20 protein-coding genes are annotated in these 20,994 nt (G+C 64.1%); 8 read left to right on the top strand and 12 right to left on the bottom strand.

The genetic code is table 11. The annotated features are described in order from the left end of the window. Nucleotides 1–3 precede the first annotated feature (3 nt). Nucleotides 4–789, top strand: coding sequence for a hypothetical protein (locus ACFT1A_RS11755; protein WP_003941928.1), 786 nt, complete (start codon nt 4–6; stop codon nt 787–789). Between the two features lie 88 nt (nt 790–877). On the opposite strand, the gene ACFT1A_RS11750 is transcribed toward ACFT1A_RS11755, so the two are convergent. From ACFT1A_RS11750 to ACFT1A_RS11715, 8 genes are all read right to left on the bottom strand, one after another. After that, a complete protein-coding gene (locus tag ACFT1A_RS11750; RefSeq protein ID WP_003942020.1) occupies nt 878–1,567 on the bottom strand; it encodes a response regulator transcription factor in 690 nt (229 codons plus the stop codon). Continuing rightward, nucleotides 1,564–2,799 carry a cell wall metabolism sensor histidine kinase WalK gene (locus ACFT1A_RS11745; RefSeq protein WP_283304914.1) on the bottom strand — a complete coding sequence of 412 codons (1,236 nt, stop codon included), beginning with the start codon at nt 2,797–2,799 and terminating at the stop codon, nt 1,564–1,566. The genes ACFT1A_RS11750 and ACFT1A_RS11745 overlap by 4 nt, the downstream gene beginning before the upstream one ends. 162 nt (nt 2,800–2,961) lie before the next feature. After that, on the bottom strand, nt 2,962–3,717 hold the full coding sequence (locus ACFT1A_RS11740; protein WP_378447120.1) for a phosphoglyceromutase: 756 nt from the start codon (nt 3,715–3,717) through the stop codon (nt 2,962–2,964). A gap of 46 nt (nt 3,718–3,763) precedes the next feature. After that, nucleotides 3,764–5,365 carry an AMP-binding protein gene (locus ACFT1A_RS11735; RefSeq protein ID WP_378447119.1) on the bottom strand — a complete coding sequence of 534 codons (1,602 nt, stop codon included), beginning with the start codon at nt 5,363–5,365 and terminating at the stop codon, nt 3,764–3,766. A 139-nt stretch (nt 5,366–5,504) separates the two neighbouring features. Next, the gene (locus tag ACFT1A_RS11730; RefSeq protein ID WP_003941943.1) at nt 5,505–6,002 is read right to left on the bottom strand and encodes a YbjN domain-containing protein; all 498 of its coding nucleotides are present in this window, start codon (nt 6,000–6,002) and stop codon (nt 5,505–5,507) included. Further along, nucleotides 5,999–7,327: a D-inositol-3-phosphate glycosyltransferase gene (mshA, locus tag ACFT1A_RS11725; RefSeq protein WP_378447270.1), complete on the bottom strand. Its 1,329-nt coding sequence runs from the start codon at nt 7,325–7,327 to the stop codon at nt 5,999–6,001. Before mshA ends, ACFT1A_RS11730 begins: the two co-directional genes overlap by 4 nt. A 42-nt stretch (nt 7,328–7,369) precedes the next feature. Then, nucleotides 7,370–8,197: an alpha/beta fold hydrolase gene (locus ACFT1A_RS11720; protein ID WP_058038159.1), complete on the bottom strand. Its 828-nt coding sequence runs from the start codon at nt 8,195–8,197 to the stop codon at nt 7,370–7,372. Further along, complete coding sequence (locus tag ACFT1A_RS11715; protein ID WP_378447118.1) at nt 8,143–9,369, bottom strand: MFS transporter; 1,227 nt, start codon at nt 9,367–9,369, stop codon at nt 8,143–8,145. Before ACFT1A_RS11715 ends, ACFT1A_RS11720 begins: the two co-directional genes overlap by 55 nt. Before the next feature lie 111 nt (nt 9,370–9,480). On the opposite strand from ACFT1A_RS11715, the gene ACFT1A_RS11710 reads away from it, so the two are divergent. The 3 genes from ACFT1A_RS11710 (at nt 9,481) to ACFT1A_RS11700 (ending at nt 11,713) form a co-directional block, all read left to right on the top strand. Further along, nucleotides 9,481–10,254 (top strand): PIG-L family deacetylase, encoded by a 774-nt coding sequence (locus ACFT1A_RS11710; RefSeq protein ID WP_019744397.1) that lies wholly within the window; start codon nt 9,481–9,483, stop codon nt 10,252–10,254. Nucleotides 10,255–10,319: 65 nt separating this feature from the next. Continuing rightward, entirely contained in the window at nt 10,320–10,712 is a 393-nt protein-coding gene (locus tag ACFT1A_RS11705; protein WP_003942017.1) for a PaaI family thioesterase, read from the top strand. Beyond that, entirely contained in the window at nt 10,709–11,713 is a 1,005-nt protein-coding gene (locus ACFT1A_RS11700) for a tocopherol cyclase family protein (RefSeq protein ID WP_378447117.1), read from the top strand. Before ACFT1A_RS11705 ends, ACFT1A_RS11700 begins: the two co-directional genes overlap by 4 nt. Here the strand turns inward: ACFT1A_RS11700 and ACFT1A_RS11695 are convergent. Then, nucleotides 11,679–12,548 carry a LysR family transcriptional regulator gene (locus tag ACFT1A_RS11695; RefSeq protein ID WP_378447116.1) on the bottom strand — a complete coding sequence of 290 codons (870 nt, stop codon included), beginning with the start codon at nt 12,546–12,548 and terminating at the stop codon, nt 11,679–11,681. The two genes, ACFT1A_RS11700 and ACFT1A_RS11695, sit on opposite strands and share 35 nt — an antisense overlap. 70 nt (nt 12,549–12,618) lie before the next feature. On the opposite strand from ACFT1A_RS11695, the gene ACFT1A_RS11690 reads away from it, so the two are divergent. Then, nucleotides 12,619–12,978, top strand: coding sequence for a YybH family protein (locus ACFT1A_RS11690; RefSeq protein ID WP_378447115.1), 360 nt, complete (start codon nt 12,619–12,621; stop codon nt 12,976–12,978). A gap of 15 nt (nt 12,979–12,993) precedes the next feature. Here ACFT1A_RS11690 and ACFT1A_RS11685 read toward each other — a convergent pair whose 3' ends face one another. Further along, complete coding sequence (locus ACFT1A_RS11685; protein WP_378447114.1) at nt 12,994–14,265, bottom strand: ROK family protein; 1,272 nt, start codon at nt 14,263–14,265, stop codon at nt 12,994–12,996. Between the two features lie 342 nt (nt 14,266–14,607). Here ACFT1A_RS11685 and ACFT1A_RS11680 point away from each other — a divergent pair, with 342 nt between their 5' ends. From ACFT1A_RS11680 to ACFT1A_RS11670, 3 genes are read left to right on the top strand one after another with little or no spacing between them, the layout of a single operon-like run. Continuing rightward, nucleotides 14,608–15,585, top strand: a complete 978-nt coding sequence (locus tag ACFT1A_RS11680) for a TauD/TfdA dioxygenase family protein (protein ID WP_378447113.1) — start codon at nt 14,608–14,610, stop codon at nt 15,583–15,585. Beyond that, nucleotides 15,582–17,903: an arylsulfatase gene (locus ACFT1A_RS11675; RefSeq protein WP_378447112.1), complete on the top strand. Its 2,322-nt coding sequence runs from the start codon at nt 15,582–15,584 to the stop codon at nt 17,901–17,903. Before ACFT1A_RS11680 ends, ACFT1A_RS11675 begins: the two co-directional genes overlap by 4 nt. Before the next feature lie 15 nt (nt 17,904–17,918). Next, complete coding sequence (locus tag ACFT1A_RS11670) at nt 17,919–18,668, top strand: SDR family NAD(P)-dependent oxidoreductase (RefSeq protein WP_378447111.1); 750 nt, start codon at nt 17,919–17,921, stop codon at nt 18,666–18,668. A gap of 15 nt (nt 18,669–18,683) precedes the next feature. Here ACFT1A_RS11670 and ACFT1A_RS11665 read toward each other — a convergent pair whose 3' ends face one another. Both ACFT1A_RS11665 and ACFT1A_RS11660 read right to left on the bottom strand, forming a co-directional pair. After that, complete coding sequence (locus ACFT1A_RS11665) at nt 18,684–19,442, bottom strand: ESX secretion-associated protein EspG (RefSeq protein WP_378447110.1); 759 nt, start codon at nt 19,440–19,442, stop codon at nt 18,684–18,686. After that, entirely contained in the window at nt 19,439–20,989 is a 1,551-nt protein-coding gene (locus tag ACFT1A_RS11660; protein ID WP_378447109.1) for a hypothetical protein, read from the bottom strand. Before ACFT1A_RS11660 ends, ACFT1A_RS11665 begins: the two co-directional genes overlap by 4 nt. Between the last annotated feature and the right edge of the window lie 5 nt (nt 20,990–20,994).

Below are 20,994 nucleotides of genomic sequence, written 5' to 3'. Positions count from 1 at the left end.
AAGATGACTCCGAGCCCCGAGGTCGATCTCGATTTCCCGCGCGAATGGGTCGAATTTGTCGATCCGGATAACTCCGAACACCTCATTTCCGCTGATATGACGTGGTTGCTCTCGCATTGGACCTGCGTGTTCGGCACGCCGGCATGTCAGGGCATCATCGGCGACCGCCCGGACGACGGCTGCTGCTCGCACGGCGCTTTCCTCTCCGATCAGGAAGATCAGGACAAGCTCGATGCGTCAGTGAAAATGCTCACAGCCGAAGACTGGCAGTTCATGGAAAAGGGTCTCGGCAAGAAGGGCTACGTCGAAGAAGACGACCTCGAGGACGAGCCCGCGCTGCGCACCCGCCGCTACAAGGGTGCGTGCATCTTCCTCAACCGGCCGGGTTTTGCCGGCGGCGAGGGCTGCGCACTGCATTCCATGGCGCTCAAGAAGGGCATCGAGCCGCTCGAGGTCAAGCCCGACGTGTGCTGGCAGCTACCCATCCGCCGCACTCAGGACTGGGTCGACCGGCCGGACGGCGTGCAGATCCTCAAGACCACGATCACCGAGTACGACCGCCGCGGCTGGGGTGAGGGCGGCGACGACCTCGCCTGGTACTGCTCCGGCTCCCCCGACGCTCATGTCGGGGAGCGGCAAGTCTGGCAGTCCTACGGGCCGGAACTGACGGAGCTTCTCGGAAAGCGCGCGTACGACGAGCTGGCTCGCCTCTGCAGGCGTCGCGCTGGCCTGGGCCTCATAGCGGTCCACCCGGCGACCACGATCGCTCAGAACAAAGCTCAGGGCTGACTCCGCGTAAACCGAAAAATTTCAGCCGCTCACACGATCGTGTGAGCGGCTGAATTCTTTCTCGACATTTCTTCTCGACGAGGTTCGATCACGCTTCGAGCTTGTAGCCCAATCCGCGGACGGTGACCAGATGTTCCGGCTTGGCCGGATCCGATTCGATCTTCGAACGCAACCGCTTCACGTGTACGTCAAGGGTTTTGGTGTCACCGACGTAGTCGGCTCCCCAGACGCGGTCGATCAGCTGTCCGCGGGTCAACACCCGGCCGGAGTTGCGGAGCAGGTACTCGAGGAGGTCGAACTCCTTGAGCGGCAACGTCACCGGGTTACCGGCCACCTGCACGACGTGACGTTCGACGTCCATCCGTACCGGTCCGGCCTCGAGCACACCGTTGTCGGAGGCGAGGTCTGCCTCGTTCTCCACCCCGCGGCGCAGCACCGCACGGATGCGGGCGATCAGCTCGCGCGCCGAATACGGTTTGGTCACATAGTCGTCCGCACCGAGTTCCAGGCCGACGACCTTGTCGATCTCACTGTCGCGCGCCGTCACCATGATGACGGGAACGCCGGAGCGCGATCGCAGCGCCTTGCAGACGTCCGTGCCACTCATGCCGGGCAGCATGAGGTCGAGCAGGACGATGTCCGCTCCGGAGCGATCGAATTCCGCCAACGCCGACGGTCCGTCGTTGACGATGGTGGTCTCGAAGCCTTCCTTGCGGAGCAGGAACGCCAGCGGGTCCGCCAAGGACTCCTCGTCCTCCACGATCAGCACACTCGTCATCGTTTGGCCTCCATGCCGTTTTCTCTACTGCCTTGTTCTCGTCTGCCGATCCGCGTGGAACCGGCGGTTCCCGCGTCGTCAGAGTCGATGTCGTCGTCCGACTCCACGTGTGCGGGTATCTGCAACGTGAAGGTAGACCCTGTTCCCGGTTTGCTCCACAGTTCGATGGAGCCGTTGTGATTGGCCGCGACGTGTTTGACGATCGCCAGCCCCAGACCGGTTCCACCGGTCTGCCGTGACCGCGCCTTGTCCACGCGGAAGAATCTCTCGAACACTCGCTCCTGGTCCGCTTTCGCGATGCCCTCGCCTCGGTCGGTGACCGCGATCGCGACATTGTCGCCGCGCACCGATCGACTGACGGACACCGGAGAACCTTTGGGCGAGTACGCAATAGCGTTCTCGATGAGGTTGGACAGTGCTGTCACGAGGAGGGTCTGATCTCCGAGCACCTCCAGCCCGCTCGGATGGTCGGTGGTGACGGTGATCCCGGCGGCCTCGGCCGAGAGATTCGACCGCGACAGCGCCTCGGACACCACCGTGTCGACGTCGACCACGTCGAGATCCGGCAGCTTCTCGGCACCTTGCAGACGCGAGAGAGCAATCAACTCGGTGACCATCTTGCCCAGACGAATCGACTCACCGAGCACCCGTTCACCGAAGTGACGCACCGACTCCGGATCGTCCGCGGATTCGAGCAGTGCCTCCGCGAGCAAACTCATCGCGCCGACCGGGGTCTTCAGTTCGTGGCTGACGTTCGCGACGAAATCGCGTCGTGTCGCCTCCATGCGGACCTGCTCGGAATCGTCGTCGGCGAACAGGACCACGAAGTTGCGGTCGTCCTTGCTGAGCAACCGAGCGGTGCCACGAACGGCAATCTTGTCGCGGCCGCGCTGCGCGGTCTGCGCTGTCAGATCCACCTCGACGGTCTGTCCTGTCCGCAGGACTTCCTGCGCTGCCCGCCACGCTCGCTCGTCGACCAGACGATTCTTGACCAAGCCGAGTTCTTCGGCGCGAGGGTTGAAGAGCACGACGTCGTGGAAACCGTCGACGACGGCGATGCCGCTTTCCGACGCCAGCACGATGAGGTCGAGGACCTGGGACATCGTGAGCCCGGTCTGTTCGTCCGAGCGCTGACTCTGGCGCGACGACAGCCTTGGCACCAGCACCCCGCCGACGAGGTAGCCGACCAAGCCGGCGACCACGACCAGCAGCACTGCAATCACGACACTCACGGCGCAATCGTACGTTCGCGCGAAGTGTCGGTTACGGCGGGTTCGGACGTTCCCGCCCGCGTAATCCGCCAGGTGGACGGCGTTGGTTCGTCGTTCATCTGTTGTTGGCCGAGGCCCCCCGACAACACTGTTCGGAGGGCCTCGACGCACATCATCGGGTTGCTACTTTCCGCCCTGATTCGCCACCGCGGCGGCGCCGGCAGCGGCGGCCTCCGGATCCAGGTAGGTGCCACCCGGGTTGAGAGGCCTCAGGTTCTCGTCGAGGTCGTAGCGCAGCGGGATTCCGGTCGGGATGTTCAGGCCCGCGATGTCTTCGTCCGAGATGCCGTCGAGGTGCTTGACCAACGCACGCAGCGAGTTGCCGTGCGCGGTGACCAGCACGTTCCGGCCGGCGAGCAGCTCCTGGGAGATGGTGTCCTCCCAGTACGGGATCAGGCGCTTGACGACGTCGAGCAGGCACTCGGTCAGGGGAACCTCGTCGAGGTTCGCGTACCGGGGATCGGTGTCCTGGCTGTACTCGCTGCCGGCTTCGATGGCGGGCGGAGGGGTGTCGTAGCTACGACGCCAGAGCATGAACTGCTCGTTCCCGTACTCTTCCTTGGTCTGAGCCTTGTTCTTGCCCTGCAGAGCGCCGTAGTGGCGCTCGTTGAGGCGCCAGTCGCGAACTACCGGGATCCAGTGGCGATCGGCGGCGTCGAGTGCGAGGTTGGCGGTGCTGATCGCGCGGCGGAGGAGAGACGTGTAGAGAACGTCGGGCAACAGGTTGTGCTCGGCGAGCAGTTCGCCGGCGCGCTTGCCTTCGGCCATGCCCTTGTCTGTCAGGTGTACGTCCACCCAGCCGGTGAACAGATTGAGTGCATTCCATTCGCTCTCGCCGTGGCGGAGCAGGACCAGGGTTCCGATACTCATGGCGTTCATCCTGGCACGAGTACCGGAACCCTTCTTGGTCAACCCTGTCTGGAAATCAGCTCGGGGCTACTTCCGCAGTTCGCAGATCCTTGCGGAGGATCTTTCCGGCCGCGGATTTCGGCACGGTGCTGATGAACGAAACCTGGCGGACCTTCTTGTGCGGCGAGACGCGCTCGGCGACAAACGAGATCACGTCGGCTTCGGTCAACTCGGCGCCGTCCTGGAGAACGACGAATGCCTTCGGAACCTCTTCGCCCTCGGCGTCGAGCACACCGATCACGGCGGCGTCGGCGATCTGCGGATGCGTCAGCAGCAGAGCCTCGAGTTCGGCCGGGGGAACCTGGTAGCCCTTGTACTTGATCAGTTCCTTGAGGCGATCGACGATTTTGACGACGCCGTCTCCGTCGACGGTCGCGATGTCACCGGTGTGCAGGTAACCGTCGTCGTCGAGGGTGTCCTTGGTGGCCTGGTCGTTGCCGAGGTAGCCCACCATGATGTTCGGGCCCTTGCACCACAGTTCACCGGGCTCGCTGACCCCGTCCGTGCCGAGTGCCGGGTACGCGACCTCTTCGCCCGTTCCGGGGTCGACGAGCTTGCATTCCATGTTGGCGATGGTGGGACCGCAGGTGTCGAGTGCGATGTCGTCACGATCGAACGGGATCGCGTGCGAGACGGGGCTCATCTCGGACATGCCGTAGCCCTGGCGGACGTGGCAGTTCAAACGGTCTGCGACGGCCTTGCCGAGCGCCGCGTCGAGCGGGGCCGCACCGGAGAAGATGGTGTGCACGCTCGAGAGGTCGTACTGGTCGACCAGCGGGTGCTTGGCCAGCGCGACGGCAACGGGCGGTGCGACGAAGATGTACGTCGACTTCTGCTCGGCGACGATCCGCAGGAACTCCACGAGATCGAACTTCGGCATCGTGATGAGGCTCGCGCGGCGGTACAGCGCGGCGTTGAGCAGCACCGTCATGCCGTAGATGTGGAAGAACGGCAGGACCGCGAGGATCTTGTCGTCGGTCTCGATCCCCATCCGCGGGATGATCTGGCAGACGTTGGCCACGAGGTTGCGATGGGTGAGCATGACGCCCTTGGGCCGGCCGGTGGTGCCCGACGAGTACGGCAACACCGCGAGCTGGGTGGCCGGGTCGAAGGAGACCTCGGGCGCCGCTGCACCCTCGCCGAGCAGATCTCGCAGCGACAGGTGGCCTTCGGCTCCGTCGAGCACGAACACGTTCTCAGCGGGGATGCCGACCTGATCGGCAGCTGCCTTGGCCTGCGGCAGCAAAGGCGAGACGGTGAAGAGGAACTTGGCCTTGGAATCGGTGAGCTGCTTGGCGATGTCCTCGGCGGTGTAGAGAGCGTTGATCGTGGTCGCGACACCACCGGCACGAAGGATGCCGTGGAAGACGGAACCGAAGGCGGGGACGTTGGGCGAATGCAACCCGACCACGTCTCCGACGGCGAGTCCACGCGCAGCGAGAGCGCCTGCAACGCCGTTGATCTGTGCGATCAGCGATGCGTATGTGGTGACCGCGCCAGAACTGCCTTCGACGAATGCCGTCTTGTCGAGGTCTGCGGGGTCGGTGTTTCCGAACAGGAAGTCGTAGACGCTGAGGTTGGGGATTTCAACGTCGGGGAACGGACTCTTGAAGCTCACTGTGCTCCTCGAAAAGTTGCGCGGCAGGGTGGTGTGACCAACTTACTGTGACTCACGGGAACAGTATTATTCCGTGACGACAGTCACAAGTAAAGGCCACTTTACGTGACACATCAGCGATGTGTCTCACCCCGCTCGGTCAGCTTTGCGCGGGCTCCTCCTCGATGAGGTGCTTGAACGGTTCGAGATTCGCCAGCGACTCACCTCGCGACACCCGCCACGCCCACTCACGCTTGATCGACGAAGAGAAACCGAGTTCGAGGATGACGTTGAAATCGCCGTCGGCGGCTTCGAGAACCTGACCGAGCACTCGATCGAGTTCATCGCCGGTCACGGCATGCTCGGCGATCTTGCCGACCAGGTAGATGTCCCCGACCTTGTCGAGTGTGTACGCCACCCCGTACAGACGGCGGTTGCGCTTGAGCAAGAACTTGTAGACGCCTTCGAAGTTCTCGTCCACCTTGCGGCACACGAAGGCCTCGACCCGCACGCCGTGATTGCCGACGGTGAGCAGAGTCGACGTCTTGAGTTTGTGCTCGCCGGGAAGTTCGACGATGAAATGCGCGTCGTCTTTTCTGGTGAACTCGAGTTCGCGCTCGGTGAGGGCCTGCTCGATAGTGTCCGAAATGCTGCTCATGTACGCACTCCCCCGGTCCGGCGCAGACGCCACAGACCCCGCGCACGGCGGGGCGAGAAGTCGCTGGGACCGGTTCCGTTGTTGTAGTTGACTGCGGCTTTGCGATAGCTCTCGAGCAAACCGTCCGCGGTGTGTTCCCACGAGAAATTCTCGGCGTGCCGCGGCGCCTGCGCGGCGAGTTCGGCCAAGCGCTTCGGCGTTGTCACCAAAGATTCGAGGGCGCCGGCCCAGTCTTCGGTGCGGTGTCCTTGAACCAGCAGGCCCGTCTCACCGTTGCGTACGGCCACTCCCAGTCCGCCGACGTCGGCGGCGATCACCGGAGTTCCGCAGGCTTGAGCTTCGATGGCTACCAACCCGAAGGACTCCGAATAGCTCGGCACCGCAACCAGATCCGAGGCACGGTAGACATCGGCGAGACGCTCCGGCGCCTGCGGTGGCAAGAACGTCACTTGCGCCGTGATGCCGAGCGAACGTGCCAGTTCGATCAACACGTCCGGCCGCGCGAGCCCGGTTCCGGAAGGCCCACCGACAACAAGGATGCGCAGGGGCAAACCGGGCCGGCGGCTGATCACTTCGGCTGCAGCACGCAGCAGCACGTCCGGCGCTTTGAGCGGTTGGATGCGGCCGACGAATGTCACGACCACTTCGCCGGGGTTCAATCCCAACAACGCGCGGGCAGCATCGCGGTCACCCGGTCGATAGCGGGTGAGGTCGGCGCCCGGCGCAACTACGTCGATACGCGTGGGATCTGCGCCGTACAACTCGTGCAGCGCTTTGGCTTCGTCGGTGGTGTTGGCGACCAGCCGATCGGATTCGGCGACAACTTGCTGCTCGCCGATCTGCCGTGCTGCGGGCTCCGGGGTGTCCCCCTCGGCCAGCGAAAGATTCTTCACTGCCGCGAGGGTGTGCGCGGTGTGGACGAGGGGCACGCCCCAACGATCGCGGGCCAGCCAGCCGACCTGCCCGGACAACCAGTAGTGCGAGTGAATCAGGCTGTAGTACCCGGGTTCGCGTCGCGCTTCCTCCCGAAGAACTCCCGCGACGAAGGCACACAGTTGAGTCGGCAGATCTGCCTTGTCCAGTCCTTCGAAGGGACCGGCTGCGATGTTGCGAACCCGCACCCCGGGAGCGGCGTCCACGACGGGCGCGTCCGCGGAAGACGTCGCGCGGGTGAATATCTCCACCTCGACGCCACGTTTGGCGAGCTGAATGGCAGATTGCAGAACGTAGACATTCATCCCACCCGCGTCACCGGTGCCGGGTTGCGCCAATGGCGAGGTGTGGACCGAGAGAACGGCCACCCGGCGAGGGCGCGAAATGTGCATGGGCGTCACCACTCCATACTGCCCCCTCACCGGGCGCGAACTCTAACCGAGGCTCGAGATGAAGGTTCGCACTTCGGACACGAATCGTGTCGGATCCTCCACGAACGGGCCGTGATTGCAGCCTTCCCAGTACGACGCCTGCGACTTGGGAATCAATTCCTCGGCGTGCTTACCTGCACTCACGTCGACGACGGAGTCCTCGGTTCCGTGCAGAACGAGGACCGGGATGTCCAGGTTGCGGAGCAGGTCGTCGTGACCGACGGCACGGTTGAACAACGCTGCGCGCACCCGCGGACGCGTCGAGAGGCTGTACCCGAACAATGCCTGCGACGCTGCGCCCTTGCCCTCGGGTGGGCCGGTGAGTGCGTTGCCGAAAGCGCCGAGTGCCCGGATCGCCTCGCGGGGATCTTCGGACATCGCGCCGGGAACCGCACTCCGCATTGCCGAGCCGACCTTGCCGCCCTTCTCCCCGCGCCCGATGCTGGTGATCGCACCGACCAGAACCGCACCCGCCACCGCTCCGGTTCCGTGCGCTGCCAGGTAATCGCAGATCACCAGACCGCCGTACGACCAGCCGAGCAGGATCGCGTTCTCGGTGACGCCTTCGGCAGCGAGAACCGCCGCGACGTCGCCGGCCCAGTTCGCGGAGTCGTCGTATCCGGATTCGGGCGCATCGGAGTAACCGTGGCCGCGCAGATCGACGGCGATCAAGCGGTAGTCCGCAGCCAGGTCCGCGAGGACCTGCTCGCCCCAGCACTGTGACGACTGAGCCCAGCCGTGCAGCAGCACCAGCGGGGTCCCAGCCGAATTTCCGGTTACTCGATAGACGATGGACGTGCCGTCGACGCTGACGGCTTCACGAATAGACATGCCGTCACGATAGAGGCTGCGACTGCGGCGCCGACGGCGAGCATGTAGGCGGAGGAGACGTCGTAGCGGTCGATCAGCTGTCCGGCCAGCGCAGAGCCGAGCGCCACACCGACGCCCAGGCCGGTGACCGTCAGGGTCATTCCCTCCGTGAGCTTTTCCGGTGGGACGATCTGTTCGACCAAGGCTGTCGCGATGATGAGCGTCGGAGCGATGGTCGCGCCGGCCAGGATGTACGCGCCCGCAAGTGCGGCCACGTTTCCGACCAGGAGAAGCGGGACGCTGAGAAGGGCGACCGCGGCGGACGCGATCATCAATTGCCCACGCAGCGATCGCGCCGGGTGCATCGATCCGAAGATCAGACCCGCGATTCCCGAACCGCCGGCGAACAACGCGAGGACCAGCGTCGCGGAGCCAGGTGAATTCTGTTCCTTGGTGAACGCGATGGCTCCGACGTCGATGACACCGAAGATCGTTCCGAGCATCACCATGATCACGATGACGATCCACATCACGGGGTTACCGAGTACCGACCGCCCGCGGCCGGGTCGACGCGGATGCACCTTCGGCTCTGTTCCGCGCTGGATCACCAGCAGCAAGGTCCCCGTGACCAGCAGAATCAACCCCGCAAGTGGTCCAGCCTCGGGGAAGAGTCCGATGCTCAGACCCACCGAGATGACCGGGCCCGCCACGAAGCAGAGCTCGTCCACCACCGATTCGAAGGCGAAGGCGGTGCGCAGCTGAGGTTTTCCGACGTAGATCGCGACCCACCTGGCGCGAATCATCGCCCCGATCGTCGGCGTGGCGCCGCCGGGAATTACCAGGACGAAAAGCAGCCAGTCGGGGGCTTCCATCCGGACTGCGAGCAAGAGTGCCCCGATCGCGGTGACGCTGACGGCCGCGGCAATCGGCAGGACCGCCCTCTGCCCGAAGCGGTCGACCGCGCGCGAGACCGCGGGCGCGATGATCGCCGACGAGAGCGCAAAAACCGCGGCGAGCGCGCCGGCGAGCGCGTAGTCACCACGAAGTTGCGAGATCATCGTCACGATTCCGATGCCGATCATCGCGATCGGCAGCCTTGCGACAAATCCGGCGGCCGAGAAGGCAACCGATCCCGGGGCCGAGAATATCTCGCGGTAGGCGCTCAGCAGGCCTTTGTTGGTGGATTCGCTCATGTCAGCTTCTCGTGCACTGAACAAGGTTCACAGAGCCGAGGCCGACTCGACAAATCGTTTTCACTGTGCGCTCGGGTTGACCTGTCGGTAACTTGCCTTACGATTGCGCGAATGAGTGTCCTGGTGTGTTTCCACGCCCATCCCGATGACGAAGTTTTCACTACGGGCGGCGTGATGAGAATGGCCGCCGACGCAGGTCACCGCGTCGTAGTCGTCACCGCTACCGACGGTGCTCTCGGTGAATTCCCCGACGGACTGTTGGACGAATACGAGACGTTGGCTCAGCGCCGCAGCCGTGAGCTCGAGGCGTCCACCGACGCGTTGGGTGCCAATCGCGTCGTGTCCCTGCACTACCCGGATTCCGGGATGGTGGGTACGCCCGAGAACGAGAATCCGGAAGCGTTCTGCAACGTCGACGTCGAGAAGGCAGCCGAGCGTCTGGCCGAGGTTCTTCGTGAGGAGAACGCCGATGTCCTGACCATCTACGACCCCAACGGCGGATACGGGCACCCGGATCACATCCAGGTTCACCACGTCGGAGTTCGGGCTGCGGAACTCGCGGGCACGCCGTTCGTCTACGAGGCGTCCACCAACCGCGATCACATGAAGATGCTGATGCAGGCCAACCCCGAGTGGACCGAGGAGGCGCAGCCGCCGGACATCGAATCGTTCGGGCTTCCGGCAGACCAACTCACCACGGCCGTCGATGTCAGTTCGGTGATCTCGTCCAAGCGCGCGGCCATGTACGCACACGCGACGCAGGTCGGCGATTTCGGCCCGTTCCTCGAAATGCCGACGGAGCAGCTCGCCGCGGCCTTCGGCACCGAGTGGTTCCGTCGCCGCAACGCGCCGGAAGGTCTGTCCGAAACCGCCCTTCCCCTCTGAAGTCACCGCCCTCGATAAACCGAAGTCCCGACGGAGGTTTCGGCGGCTCGTTACCATCGGTAGGCATGGACCTCGAACAACTTGTCGCGAGCATGCCTTTTGCAGTTCATACCGGAATTCAGTTGGACAGCGCGGCACCCGAACAGGTTGTCGGCCATCTGGATTGGGACAGCCACCGCACCACCGCCGGCAACGGAATGCACGGCGGCGCCTTGATGACGCTGGCAGACAGCGTCGGCGCCGTCTGTGCATTCCTCAATCTTCCGCCGGGCGCAAGTACGTCCACCACCAGTTCGTCGACCGTGTTCACCCGCGGGGTTCGTAAAGGCACGGTCACCGCAACTGCCCGTCCATTGCACGCGGGACGCAGCACCGTCGCGGTCGTGACCGAGATTCGTGACGACGAGGGCCGTCTCGTCGCTCAGGTCACCGCATCACAGGCAGTGCTGGGACCGTGAAGCTTCCCTCGTACCGCGCCTCCGGTGCCACCCTGCCGTTCGGCAATCTGCTTGCCTCCCATGACGTTGCGATGGAGGGCTACTTCTGGCGATTCACGATGCCAGAGAGCGGGCGGGTGGTGATTGCGCTCGCCGGAATCAACAAGTCCGATGGTGGCAACTGGTCGACGCTCGGTCTCGCGGCGCATCCGGGCGGATTCCTCCGTACTGCTGAGCACCCGAGCGGATCGGCCGATTCCCGCATCCTGGGGGCGTACGCCGACAACGCTTTCCGTGGCAACGCCGATCGACTGCAGGTCGATTTCGGCGACAGCCATCTCGACGTGCGCATCAGTAATCAGCGATTCTGGCCGCACCTCCGCTTCGGGGGATCGAGTTACTTCCAATCAGTTCCCGCACTCAATCAGTACTGGCATCCGTGGCTGCTCGGCGGCCGGGTCGAGGGAAGCGCCGTCATCGACGGACAGAGCTGGGATCTCACCGGGGCACAGGTGTACGGCGAGAAGAACTGGGGAAAGGGAGGATTCCCGGAATCCTGGTGGTGGGGGCAGGCCCAGGGATTCACCGACCCACGAGCCTGTGTGGCTTTTGCCGGCGGCCAGGTCAGCGCCGGGCCTCTGCGCACCGAAGTCACCGCCGTGGTGGTCGCATTGCCAGACGGCACAGTGCTGCGTCTGGGCAATCCGCTGACGTCCCAGGTGGAGACGACCGTGTCCGACGATCGCTGGACGCTTCGGGGTTACAGCCGAAAGTGGAGCGTCGACATCGACGGGACCGCGCCCATCGCCGACGCGCACATACTTCCGGTTCCCATTCCTGCCGAGCGTCGAAACGTACCCGGAGCGCTCGAGCATCTCGGTGGAACCATGTCGGTTATCGTCCGGCGACGCGGCACCATAGTCTGGAAGGACAGATCACGATTGGCCGCTCTCGAGCACGGCGGATTGGATCGGGCGCAGGCCGAACTCACTCGGCGGGAACAGCTCTCGCAAGATCGATGAGAGCGGATGCCGCCGGGTTCTTGCCGCCCGACGAACGCCAGACCAATTCCAACCGGGATCGAGCTTCCGGTTCGAGATCGATCCGATGCAACTCCCCCACTGTCGACTCGGGAAGCACAGCCATTCCCAACCCCTGTGCGGCCAACGAAACGATGATGCCGAGGTTGCTTGCCTCGAGCGCAACCGTCGCCTTCGTGCCGGCCGCGGCGCACGCGAAGTCCAGACACGTCCTGATACCGGTTCCCTCCGGAAGGCAGATGACCGATCGCGTGGCGAGTTCGGCAAACGGCAGAGACGACAACTCGGCCAGCGGATGATCCGCCGCCACGGCGGCCACCAGTCGTTCGTCGGTGATCACTCTTGATTCGAGTCCTACCGGCAGCTCCCCCGCAACCCCGATGACGGCTATGTCGAAGGTTCCGTCCACCACTCCGGCAAGCAGGCTGCGCGAATCGTCCTCGGCCAGCGAAATGTCCAAACCTGGGTGTCTGGTGTGTAGACGACTGAGCAGATCAGTCAGATCGGCGGAAGCGCAGGCGGTGACCATGCCGACTGAAACGGAGCCCCGAACCAGTCCGTTCAAGGCGTCGACAACGTCGCGACTGCTCTGCACGGAAGCAAGTGCAGCGCGGGCGTGCGGGAGGACGGCTCGCCCGGCATCGGTCAGACGAACGGTTCGACCACTACGATCGAGCAACTCCTGACCCAGCTCACGTTCCAGTCTTTTGACCTGCGCACTCACACCCGGCTGCGCTACGTGAAGCCGCTCGGCGGCGCGAGTGAAATTGGCTTCCTCCGCTACCGTGACGAAATATTCCAGCTGCCGAAGTTCCATAACTGTTGATTCTAGCTTTGAGACAAACTAGATCTTGGACTTATCGAAACTGTGCTTGCACGATGGAAGCATGACAACAACACATGAAGTTCAGAAGGCAACAACCCCCGAAGACATTGCCCGACTCTTCGTCCAGTTCGCGAACGCCGGAAACGCAGACGCTGTCGCCGGGCTGTACGAGGAAAACGCTGTGATGGCGTTTCCACCCGGCTCCCTCACGATCGGCCGTCAGGCTATCCGCGAAGTGATTTCTCAGATGCTCGCAGCGGCACCGACATTCACCGTCGAGGAAGCCCTAACAACGGTGATCAGCGACGACCTCGCCATGACCTCGACCAAACCGTCCGACGGAACCGGCGGACGCACACAGGTGGCGCGCCGCCAGCCCGACGGTTCGTGGTTGCGGGTGCTCGATCGACCGGAACTCTGACTGCCCTCTTCGCAGTCAGACGGCCGACGCACGCCGCATGGCCGCCGCCGGATCGGCGAACAGCGAGCTCAGTGACACGACCGTCGAGGCGTATTCCTGAACGCGATTGCCGAAACCGGTGATGCGAATGTCCTTGCGCTCCAAGGAGGATGCCGACGAGAAAGCCTCGGCGACGTGCGGCACGCCGGCCGGATAGTCGGTGAACGCCTGGCCACCGAGGATCACCCGATCCGGGTTGAACAGGTCACGCAACATCGCCACTGTCCGGCCGAGCACGCGCGCCCGGTCGACCAGAAGTTCGTGGGCCGGAATGGAACCCGCCGACGCAGCACGATAGACATCGGCGATCGTGACACGCTCACTGCCCTGGATCACTGCGCCCGAAGACAGCGCCTGCGCGACGACCGCTCGGTCGCTGATCGTCGCTTCCAAGCAACCCACCGCGCCGCAGGTGCACCGCGCCGACGAGCCGGTGGGCAGGTGCGCGATCGAACCGGGCCCGCTGGACGGAGTGTGCACTCGCCCTTCGAAAGTGATTGCGATACCAGCAGTTTCACGGGCATAGAAGTACAGTCCGGTGGTTCCCGGCGTCGGCGCCTCGGCGCGGTCGTTGCTGAGCAGAAGTTCCGACGCGGCCATCGCCTCGACATGGGCGGCAACCGAAACGGGGAGGTCCAAGCCGGCTCCGATGATGGATCCGACCTTGGCGCCCTTCCACCCCAGGCGCGGGTGATCGACTACTCCGGTCGCTGAATCGACGCGACCGCCGATGGCCACGCCGACGGCGAGCGGGCGACGCTTGTGCCACCGTGAGGCAAACGATTTGGCCGACCGCGCAATGGTGGCAAGTGCGACAGCGGAATTGGTGGCGGGCGTCGGAATCTCGACGGCGCCGAGCACCTTGCCACGAATGTCGCTGGCGATGATGCTGGTGACTACGGCACCGATGTGGATCCCGACGGTCAGGTACGGCTCGTGATTGACCTCGAACGGAACCCGCGGACGCCCGATGGCGCCGGAGGCTGTCAGGTCTGCGCGTTCGCGCAGGATTCCGAGGTCGAGCAGGCTCGTGACCTGCCGGTTCACGGTGGCAATACTCAGTCCGGACGCTTTCGCGGCGGTATCGCGAGAGAGCGGTCCGCGGGATCGAGCAATGCGCAACACAGTCGCGGACGGACCGTCGGCAATGCGCAGTTCGGGCGCAACGATCTGGGTACGGGTCCGGGTTCCCGAGAGCGCGGTTCGCGATCGGATGTTCGGAATGGCAGAGATGGTGGGTGTCGACATGGCTGTCCCTTGCAGAAGGAGGAGAAGGCGCATATCTCTGTCGACCGAAAAATCAGCGTTTCCACTGGTCACACGAAGAAGAAGACAGAAAAGGCGCAGAAATTAGCTGCAGAAAGAACGGCGGCGACAACACAGCTCTCGCGCCAGAGGCAGACGCGAACCAAGCGCAGCGGTCACATAGGTGACCCGCAAAGCGGCAGGCTGGTCGGTCGACATGGCTCCAAAAGTAGCAGCTTCACCGAGATTCACAAATCAGGTGCGGTAACGATCACACTGAACGCAACCCTGTCGTGGCGAAATCTCGCGTGTTTGGGTGGGCACACTCCCCACGAAAGGTGCACCATGTCTACAGCTTTCGCCAAGCCGACCCTCACCAATGCGGCGTCGACGAACGGAGCGGCTGCTGACGCCGCTCGCGGCACTGTCACCACCCTCGGCGCGCATATCGGCGCCCGCATCGACGGAATCACCCTCGGCGGGCACCTCGACCCGGCGACGATCTCACTTATCCGACAGGCACTTCTCGAACACAAGGTGATCTTCTTTCGCGGGCAAGACCACCTCGACAACGATTCGCAGTACGAGTTCGCCCAGCTACTGGGCACCCCGACCACTGCCCACCCCACGGTGAAGTCGCACGGCGCAAAAGTCCTCCCCATCGATTCGGACCTGGGCAAAGCCAACAGTTGGCACACCGACGTCACCTTCGTCGATCGCATCCCCAAGGCGTCGATCCTGCGCGCGGTGCAGCTACCCGAATACGGCGGTTCCACGACGTGGGCGTCAGGGGTAGCCGCGTACAACGGACTGCCGGATCCGCTCAAGACGCTCGCGGAGAACCTCTGGGCCCGCCACACGAACGTCTACGACTACGCGGCCACCAGTGCCGAGCGGCTCACCGAAGATCGCACGGCCGCCTACCGCGAAGAGTTCCAGTCCACATACTTCGAGACGGAACACCCGGTGGTGCGTGTCCACCCCGAAACCGGAGAACGCACGCTCGTCCTCGGACACTTTGTCAAGAACTTCGTCGGGTTGAGCACCGAACAGTCGAACGGCGTGTTCAAGCTCCTGCAGGATCACGCCATCAAGCTCGAGTACACGACGCGCTGGAACTGGGCGGCGGGTGATGTCGCCATCTGGGACAACCGCGCCACCCAGCACTACGCGATCGCCGACTACGACGATCAGTACCGCCGTCTGGAGCGCATCACACTTGCCGGTGACATTCCGGTCAACATCCACGGGGAACGAAGCAGCAGCATCGCCGGCGACGCTTCCGAATACTCGATTATCGAAGGTGCCTCGACTCTCCCATGACTTCGCCGGATTCCATCCTTCCTCCGCATGCCCGCGGTTACGAAGGCTTCGAGGGCCGAATCGGCCGCACCGCAGCCGATTCGGCCCCGTCGTGGCCCACCGCCTCGACCCCGACTCCCGGATCACCCAACATCGTCGTGGTTCTGATCGACGACATGGGATACAGCGACATCGGGCCGTTCGGCTCCGAGATCGAGACTCCGACCCTCGATCGGCTTGCCGCACAGGGTGTTCGGTTGACCAACTATCACACGACACCCCTCTGCTCACCCTCACGCGCCGCACTTCTCACCGGCCTCAATCCGCACCGCGCCGGGTACGGATTTGTCGCCAACGCCGATCCGGGATACCCCGGGCTTCGTCTGGAATTGGCCGACGACGTGCAGACACTCCCCGAAATCCTGCGCGGCGCAGGCTATGCGACCTATGCGGTCGGCAAGTGGCATCTCGTGCGCGACGCAAACCTCGCCCCGGGGCGAAGTCGCGATTCCTGGCCGACGCAGCGCGGTTTCGATCGATACTACGGCTCGCTCGAAGGCCTCAATTCCTTCTACTATCCCAATCAGCTGATCTCCGACAATTCGGTGGTCGACGTCGACGAGTATCCCGAGGGCTACTACCTCACCGACGATCTGACCGACAAGGCCGTCGGGTACATCAAGGATCTGCGCGCCCACGATCAGGACAAGCCGTTCTTCCTCTACTTCGCACACGTCGCGATGCACGGACCTTTGCAGGCCAAGCCTGCCGATCAGGCAAAATACCGCGGTCGCTACGACGAGGGCTGGGATCGAATCCGAGAGTCTCGGTTCGCCTCTCAGCTCCTGCAAGGACTCTTTCCGGAAGGAACACGGCAGGCTCCGCGAAACTCCGAACCCGGCTTCGACGTCCCCGAATGGCATTCGCTCACACCGGAAGTGCAGTCTCGGTTCGCCCGCTACATGGAGGTGTACGCGGCGATGGTCGACTCGATCGATCAGAGCGTCGGACGCATCGTCGACACCCTGGACGAGCTGGGCGAGCTCGACAACACGATCATCGTCTTCACCTCGGACAACGGCGGCACCGCCGAGGGAGGTTCGGACGGAACCCGAAGCTACTTCGCACAATTCGCGCACATCCAGGATCCGGACTGGGTCGGCGATGTCCCCCACGACGAATCCCTGATCGGCGGACCGGAGTTGGGCGTCCACTATCCACGTGGATGGGGGCAGACGTCCAACACCCCCTTCCGGTTCTACAAAGGGCAGTCCTTCGCGGGAGGAATTCGTGTTCCCTTCGTCCTGTCGTGGCCCGCGGGGTTGAAACCCGGAGCAGGCGACAACGGAATTCGCGACCAGTTCGCCTACGTCACCGACCTGACCCCCACGCTGCTGGACCTGGCCGGAATCGACGCACCGAGCGTACGAAACGGGCTTCCGGTGAAGGAGTTCGACGGTGTCTCGACCGCACCGGTTCTGCGATCGTCCACCGCTCCGAGCACTCACACCGAGCAGTACACCGAGATGACCGGCAACCGCGGCTACTACAAGGACGGCTGGAAACTGCTGGCCCTGGCGCCGGACGACATCGACAAGCCACACTGGCAATTGTTCGACGTCCGCACCGACCCGACCGAGCTCGACGACCTCGCATCACGGTTTCCCGACAAGGTCCGCGAACTCGCCGAGGCCTGGGACCACTCGGCGTGGGCGAACACCGTCTTTCCGCTACTCGGCAACTCGGTGGGCGCAGTCCGGCGGCCGGCGGAGGAGGCACTCTCGCGCCCGGTCCGTCTGCTTGCCGGAACACCTCCACTGGAGCGCTACCGGTCGAGCAAACTGATCGGGTTCCGCGACTTCGACATCACCGTCGAACTCGACGGTTACCGCACCGGTGACGCCGGTGTCCTTGTCGCTCACGGTGATCCACAGGGCGGATATCTTCTCTACGTCGAGGACGGGCACCTGCATCTCGGATACAACGCATTCGGTTCCTACTCCGTGGTCGACGCAGGCCCGTTGGCGATCGGCAGCAAGCGCATCGACGTGTCCGTGACGGTGGTACCGCGGCTGCGTTGGGATCTCCACGTCAGCGTCGACGGAATCCATGCGGGTCAACTACTCGGGCAGGTACAACTGGTCGGGATGGCGCCGTGGACCGGCATTTCGGTCGGCGTCGACGCGAGAGGGCCGGTGTCGTGGGATGTGCGCCGACGCCACGGACCGTTCCGGTACAGCGGCTCTCTGCGCGCCGTCACCTACACACCCGGGCGGATACAAGTACCGCGTCGTCACATCGAATCCATCGAACGGGAAGCAGAGTATGCCGCCGACTAGCCCTACGATTGCATCATGACCATTTCTTCCGATGCCCGCATCGCCGTAGTCACCGGAGCCAGCTCCGGAATCGGTGAGGCCACCGCCCGCACCCTGGCAGCTCAGGGATTCCACGTCGTGATCGGTGCTCGCCGCGTTGATCGTCTCGAGAAGATCGCCGAGGAAATCGGTGGTACTGCTCTCGAACTCGACGTCACCGACGAGGATTCCGTCGACGCGTTTGCGGCCGTGGTCCCCCGTGTCGACATGTTGGTCAACAACGCGGGTGGTGCAAAGGGTCTGGCGACGGTCCTGGACGCCGATCTTGACGACTGGCGGTGGATGTGGGAGACCAATGTCCTGGGCACGTTACGTGTGACGAAAGCACTGCTGCCCAAGCTGATCGATTCGGGTGATGGTCTGGTCGTGACCATCACCTCGGTGGCCGCGCTGGAGGCATACGACAACGGCTCGGGTTACACCACCGCCAAGCACGCTCAAGCCGTGCTTCACCGGACATTGCGCGGTGAACTGTTGGGCAAGCCCGTTCGTCTGACCGAAATCGCGCCGGGAGCCGTCGAGACGGAGTTCTCACTCGTCCGGTTCGAAGGTGATCAGGACAAGGCAGACAAGGTGTACGAGGGAATCACACCGTTGGTGGCGCAGGACATCGCCGAGATCATCGGTTTTGTCGCCTCGCGGCCGTCGCATGTGAACCTCGATCAGATCGTCGTCAAGCCGAGGGATCAGGCAAGCCCCGGCCGGTTCCACCGCACCACCAGCTAGTTCGAATCGTTCTGACTAACCAGTGCGAATCGCCCGGTGTAGGACGAGGCCGAGATTGCGTGCAATCTCGGCCTCCGTCATTTCCGCGGAAGCGCCGCGGGCACTGACGGTTTCACCCGCGGTGATGATGTACCGACCGTCATCGGCATAGTCGTACCAGTGGAACGTTATTCCGTCGTCGGTCGGTCTGCTGTCGACGGCTCCGCCTGGGTATGCGGTGACTTCACCGATCGAGGTCCGTGCTCGACCGAAGAACCTGCGCACTTCCTCGCTTCCGCGTGCACTGCCGGCGCTGCTCAGAAAGCTCTGTCCCCCGGCAGGTTTCGATCTCTCGATGCTCACACCACGCTCCGATCCGGCGGAGCAGGCGGGCAGCCGATCGACCAGCATCCGCGGAATGGCCGACGGATGCGCCACGCTCAGAACCACGTCGGAGCCACAGTCCGAAGTCCTGCCGGGCAGTTGGTTTGCGAGCACGCCCAGATCGCCGGCAACGACGCCGTGCAATCGCGTCACTGTACTCATGTTCGGCCCGTGAAAACCGGAAACCTCCACGCGCGCAGCTGGATTCGCAAGAGCTCCGAGAACGTGATGCAGCCGATCGTCAAGCATGGAAGACAGGCGCACTCCCGCTCGACGGCGCTCCGCTGTCAGCTCGTTCATGGTTTCGGCCGTCGAACGAAACCGAAGCGGGTACGGGAGGCGGTCACGTCCGACCGCTTCCCAGAGGATCGAGAATTCGAGGCCGGTGAATTGCCACTGCTTGGTCGTCATTCGCCCAACACCGCCGGGGAGACCATGGGTAGGTCGCCGATCAGGGCGTTGCCGTTCTCGACCGTGACGAGGTAGCCGGGGGTGTCGTGAACGTTGTCTTCGTCTTGTCCTTGTCCGCGTCCCGGTGCCATGCCGCCGACGCCACCCATCGCGCCCCGACCGCTCTGCGCGCCCGTCGCCGAGGTACCGCCAGTTCCGTTGACGCCCCCACGCCCGCCACCGGCGAGGCCGCCCACGCCGCCAGGGCCGAGAGCGCCACCTCCAGTTCCGCCTGGCCCGAAGCCGCCGGTACCGATTCCACCTGCGGAACCACCACCCGAACCGCTACCCATGAGGCCTGAAGGCACTCCGGAACCGAGCTGAGCAGCATTCGGAGTTGCACCTGCCAGGCCACCTGGCGCTGCACCGGCCGGCAGTGGGCCGGCATGTGCCGCGGCAGTCCCGGCCGGGCCGGAATCGTTTGCGAACCGGGCAGCATCGGCACCCGAATTCCCTTGGGCATCAACGCCGCCACGGTTGTCACCATTTCCGGAATTGGTGCCGGATGGGTTCTGACCGGAACCGTCTCCGGCCGGGTTCGCACCGCCGAGGTGTCCACCGTCCGCTCCTCCACCAACTCCGCCACCCGATGTAGATGGCGTGCCGAGCCCGGTCCCCGAACCCGAAGTGTTCCCGCCGCCGGAACCACCGCCACCGAATGCGCCGCCCCCAGACCCTCCACTGCCGGCACCTCCACTGCCAGCCCCGCCACTGCCGGTGACCGGATTGAACGCGGCCGGGAGGATCGGCACCTGGTCGTCCGCGCGCTTCATGTACGGCAGATACACGTCCTTCATCACCTGGCGCGCTTGACGTTCGGCTTCTTCCGCTTCGTATTGGGCCTGCTTCCACGTAGCCCCGGGAACCACGCTGAGGATCATCTCGACCGTCGAGGCGCCGTCGGGTGCCGGAATCGAGCGTTTGGCCTCGTGGAGTGCGATCTTCGCCTCCTCGATCTTGTTCGAGATCAGATCGACCCGCACCTTCAGCTCACCCGCATCTGCCGAGTAGGCCAGCACGGCCGCCAACGCAGCCGAGCCGCCCCGCCCCTGCCAGCCTTCGGTGATCGCGCCGTTCACATCGTTCTGGAACTTCCCGATGCCGGCTTCCACCCGGCCGGCAATAGCCTTCCAGGCCTCGCCGATTGCGCTCAGGGTTGCCGGATCCATCTCGTTGACGTGATCGAAGATTTCGGAGTGCGACATCGCGTCGAACGGATCGTCGTCCACGATTGCATGTTCGCTGTACTCCAGCGACGAGGTCTGAGCGGTGAGGGCATCGCGCTCACCCCAGGCTCGTGCGCGCTCTGCATCGGCGTCCGCAGTCGCAGCAGCCATCTCGCCGTCGAACGCGCCGCGGTCGTCGGTCACGGATTGAACCAGAGCAGATGTAGCGATTGCGCTCGCGACAGGAATGCCGACAACTGGCAATGCCGCCACGCCGGAAGGGACGGCCTGCGTCGCTTCGGAAATTCTGCCCAGCACGTCTTCCAGAAATGGAATGCCCACTGCCG

It is taken from the genome of Rhodococcus sp. NPDC057135, from assembly GCF_042670865.1.
In the GTDB taxonomy this organism is placed as follows: domain Bacteria; phylum Actinomycetota; class Actinomycetes; order Mycobacteriales; family Mycobacteriaceae; genus Rhodococcus_F.
The sequence above is the reverse complement of the archived record's forward strand: the minus strand, read 5'-3'. Positions and strand labels throughout refer to the sequence as shown.

Bases quoted from the DNA above. Each gene is read 5' to 3' on its own strand.
- ACFT1A_RS11755 (WP_003941928.1), top strand. From the start codon at position 4: ATGACTCCGAGCCCCGAGGTCGATCTCGATTTCCCGCGCGAATGGGTC.
- ACFT1A_RS11750 (WP_003942020.1), bottom strand. From the start codon at position 1,567: ATGACGAGTGTGCTGATCGTGGAGGACGAGGAGTCCTTGGCGGACCCG.
- ACFT1A_RS11740 (WP_378447120.1), bottom strand. From the start codon at position 3,717: ATGAACGCCATGAGTATCGGAACCCTGGTCCTGCTCCGCCACGGCGAG.
- ACFT1A_RS11730 (WP_003941943.1), bottom strand. From the start codon at position 6,002: ATGAGCAGCATTTCGGACACTATCGAGCAGGCCCTCACCGAGCGCGAA.
- mshA (WP_378447270.1), bottom strand. From the start codon at position 7,327: ATGCACATTTCGCGCCCTCGCCGGGTGGCCGTTCTCTCGGTCCACACC.
- ACFT1A_RS11720 (WP_058038159.1), bottom strand. From the start codon at position 8,197: ATGTCTATTCGTGAAGCCGTCAGCGTCGACGGCACGTCCATCGTCTAT.
- ACFT1A_RS11715 (WP_378447118.1), bottom strand. From the start codon at position 9,369: ATGAGCGAATCCACCAACAAAGGCCTGCTGAGCGCCTACCGCGAGATA.
- ACFT1A_RS11710 (WP_019744397.1), top strand. From the start codon at position 9,481: ATGAGTGTCCTGGTGTGTTTCCACGCCCATCCCGATGACGAAGTTTTC.
- ACFT1A_RS11705 (WP_003942017.1), top strand. From the start codon at position 10,320: ATGGACCTCGAACAACTTGTCGCGAGCATGCCTTTTGCAGTTCATACC.
- ACFT1A_RS11695 (WP_378447116.1), bottom strand. From the start codon at position 12,548: ATGGAACTTCGGCAGCTGGAATATTTCGTCACGGTAGCGGAGGAAGCC.
- ACFT1A_RS11690 (WP_378447115.1), top strand. From the start codon at position 12,619: ATGACAACAACACATGAAGTTCAGAAGGCAACAACCCCCGAAGACATT.
- ACFT1A_RS11685 (WP_378447114.1), bottom strand. From the start codon at position 14,265: ATGTCGACACCCACCATCTCTGCCATTCCGAACATCCGATCGCGAACC.
- ACFT1A_RS11680 (WP_378447113.1), top strand. From the start codon at position 14,608: ATGTCTACAGCTTTCGCCAAGCCGACCCTCACCAATGCGGCGTCGACG.
- ACFT1A_RS11675 (WP_378447112.1), top strand. From the start codon at position 15,582: ATGACTTCGCCGGATTCCATCCTTCCTCCGCATGCCCGCGGTTACGAA.
- ACFT1A_RS11670 (WP_378447111.1), top strand. From the start codon at position 17,919: ATGACCATTTCTTCCGATGCCCGCATCGCCGTAGTCACCGGAGCCAGC.
- ACFT1A_RS11665 (WP_378447110.1), bottom strand. From the start codon at position 19,442: ATGACGACCAAGCAGTGGCAATTCACCGGCCTCGAATTCTCGATCCTC.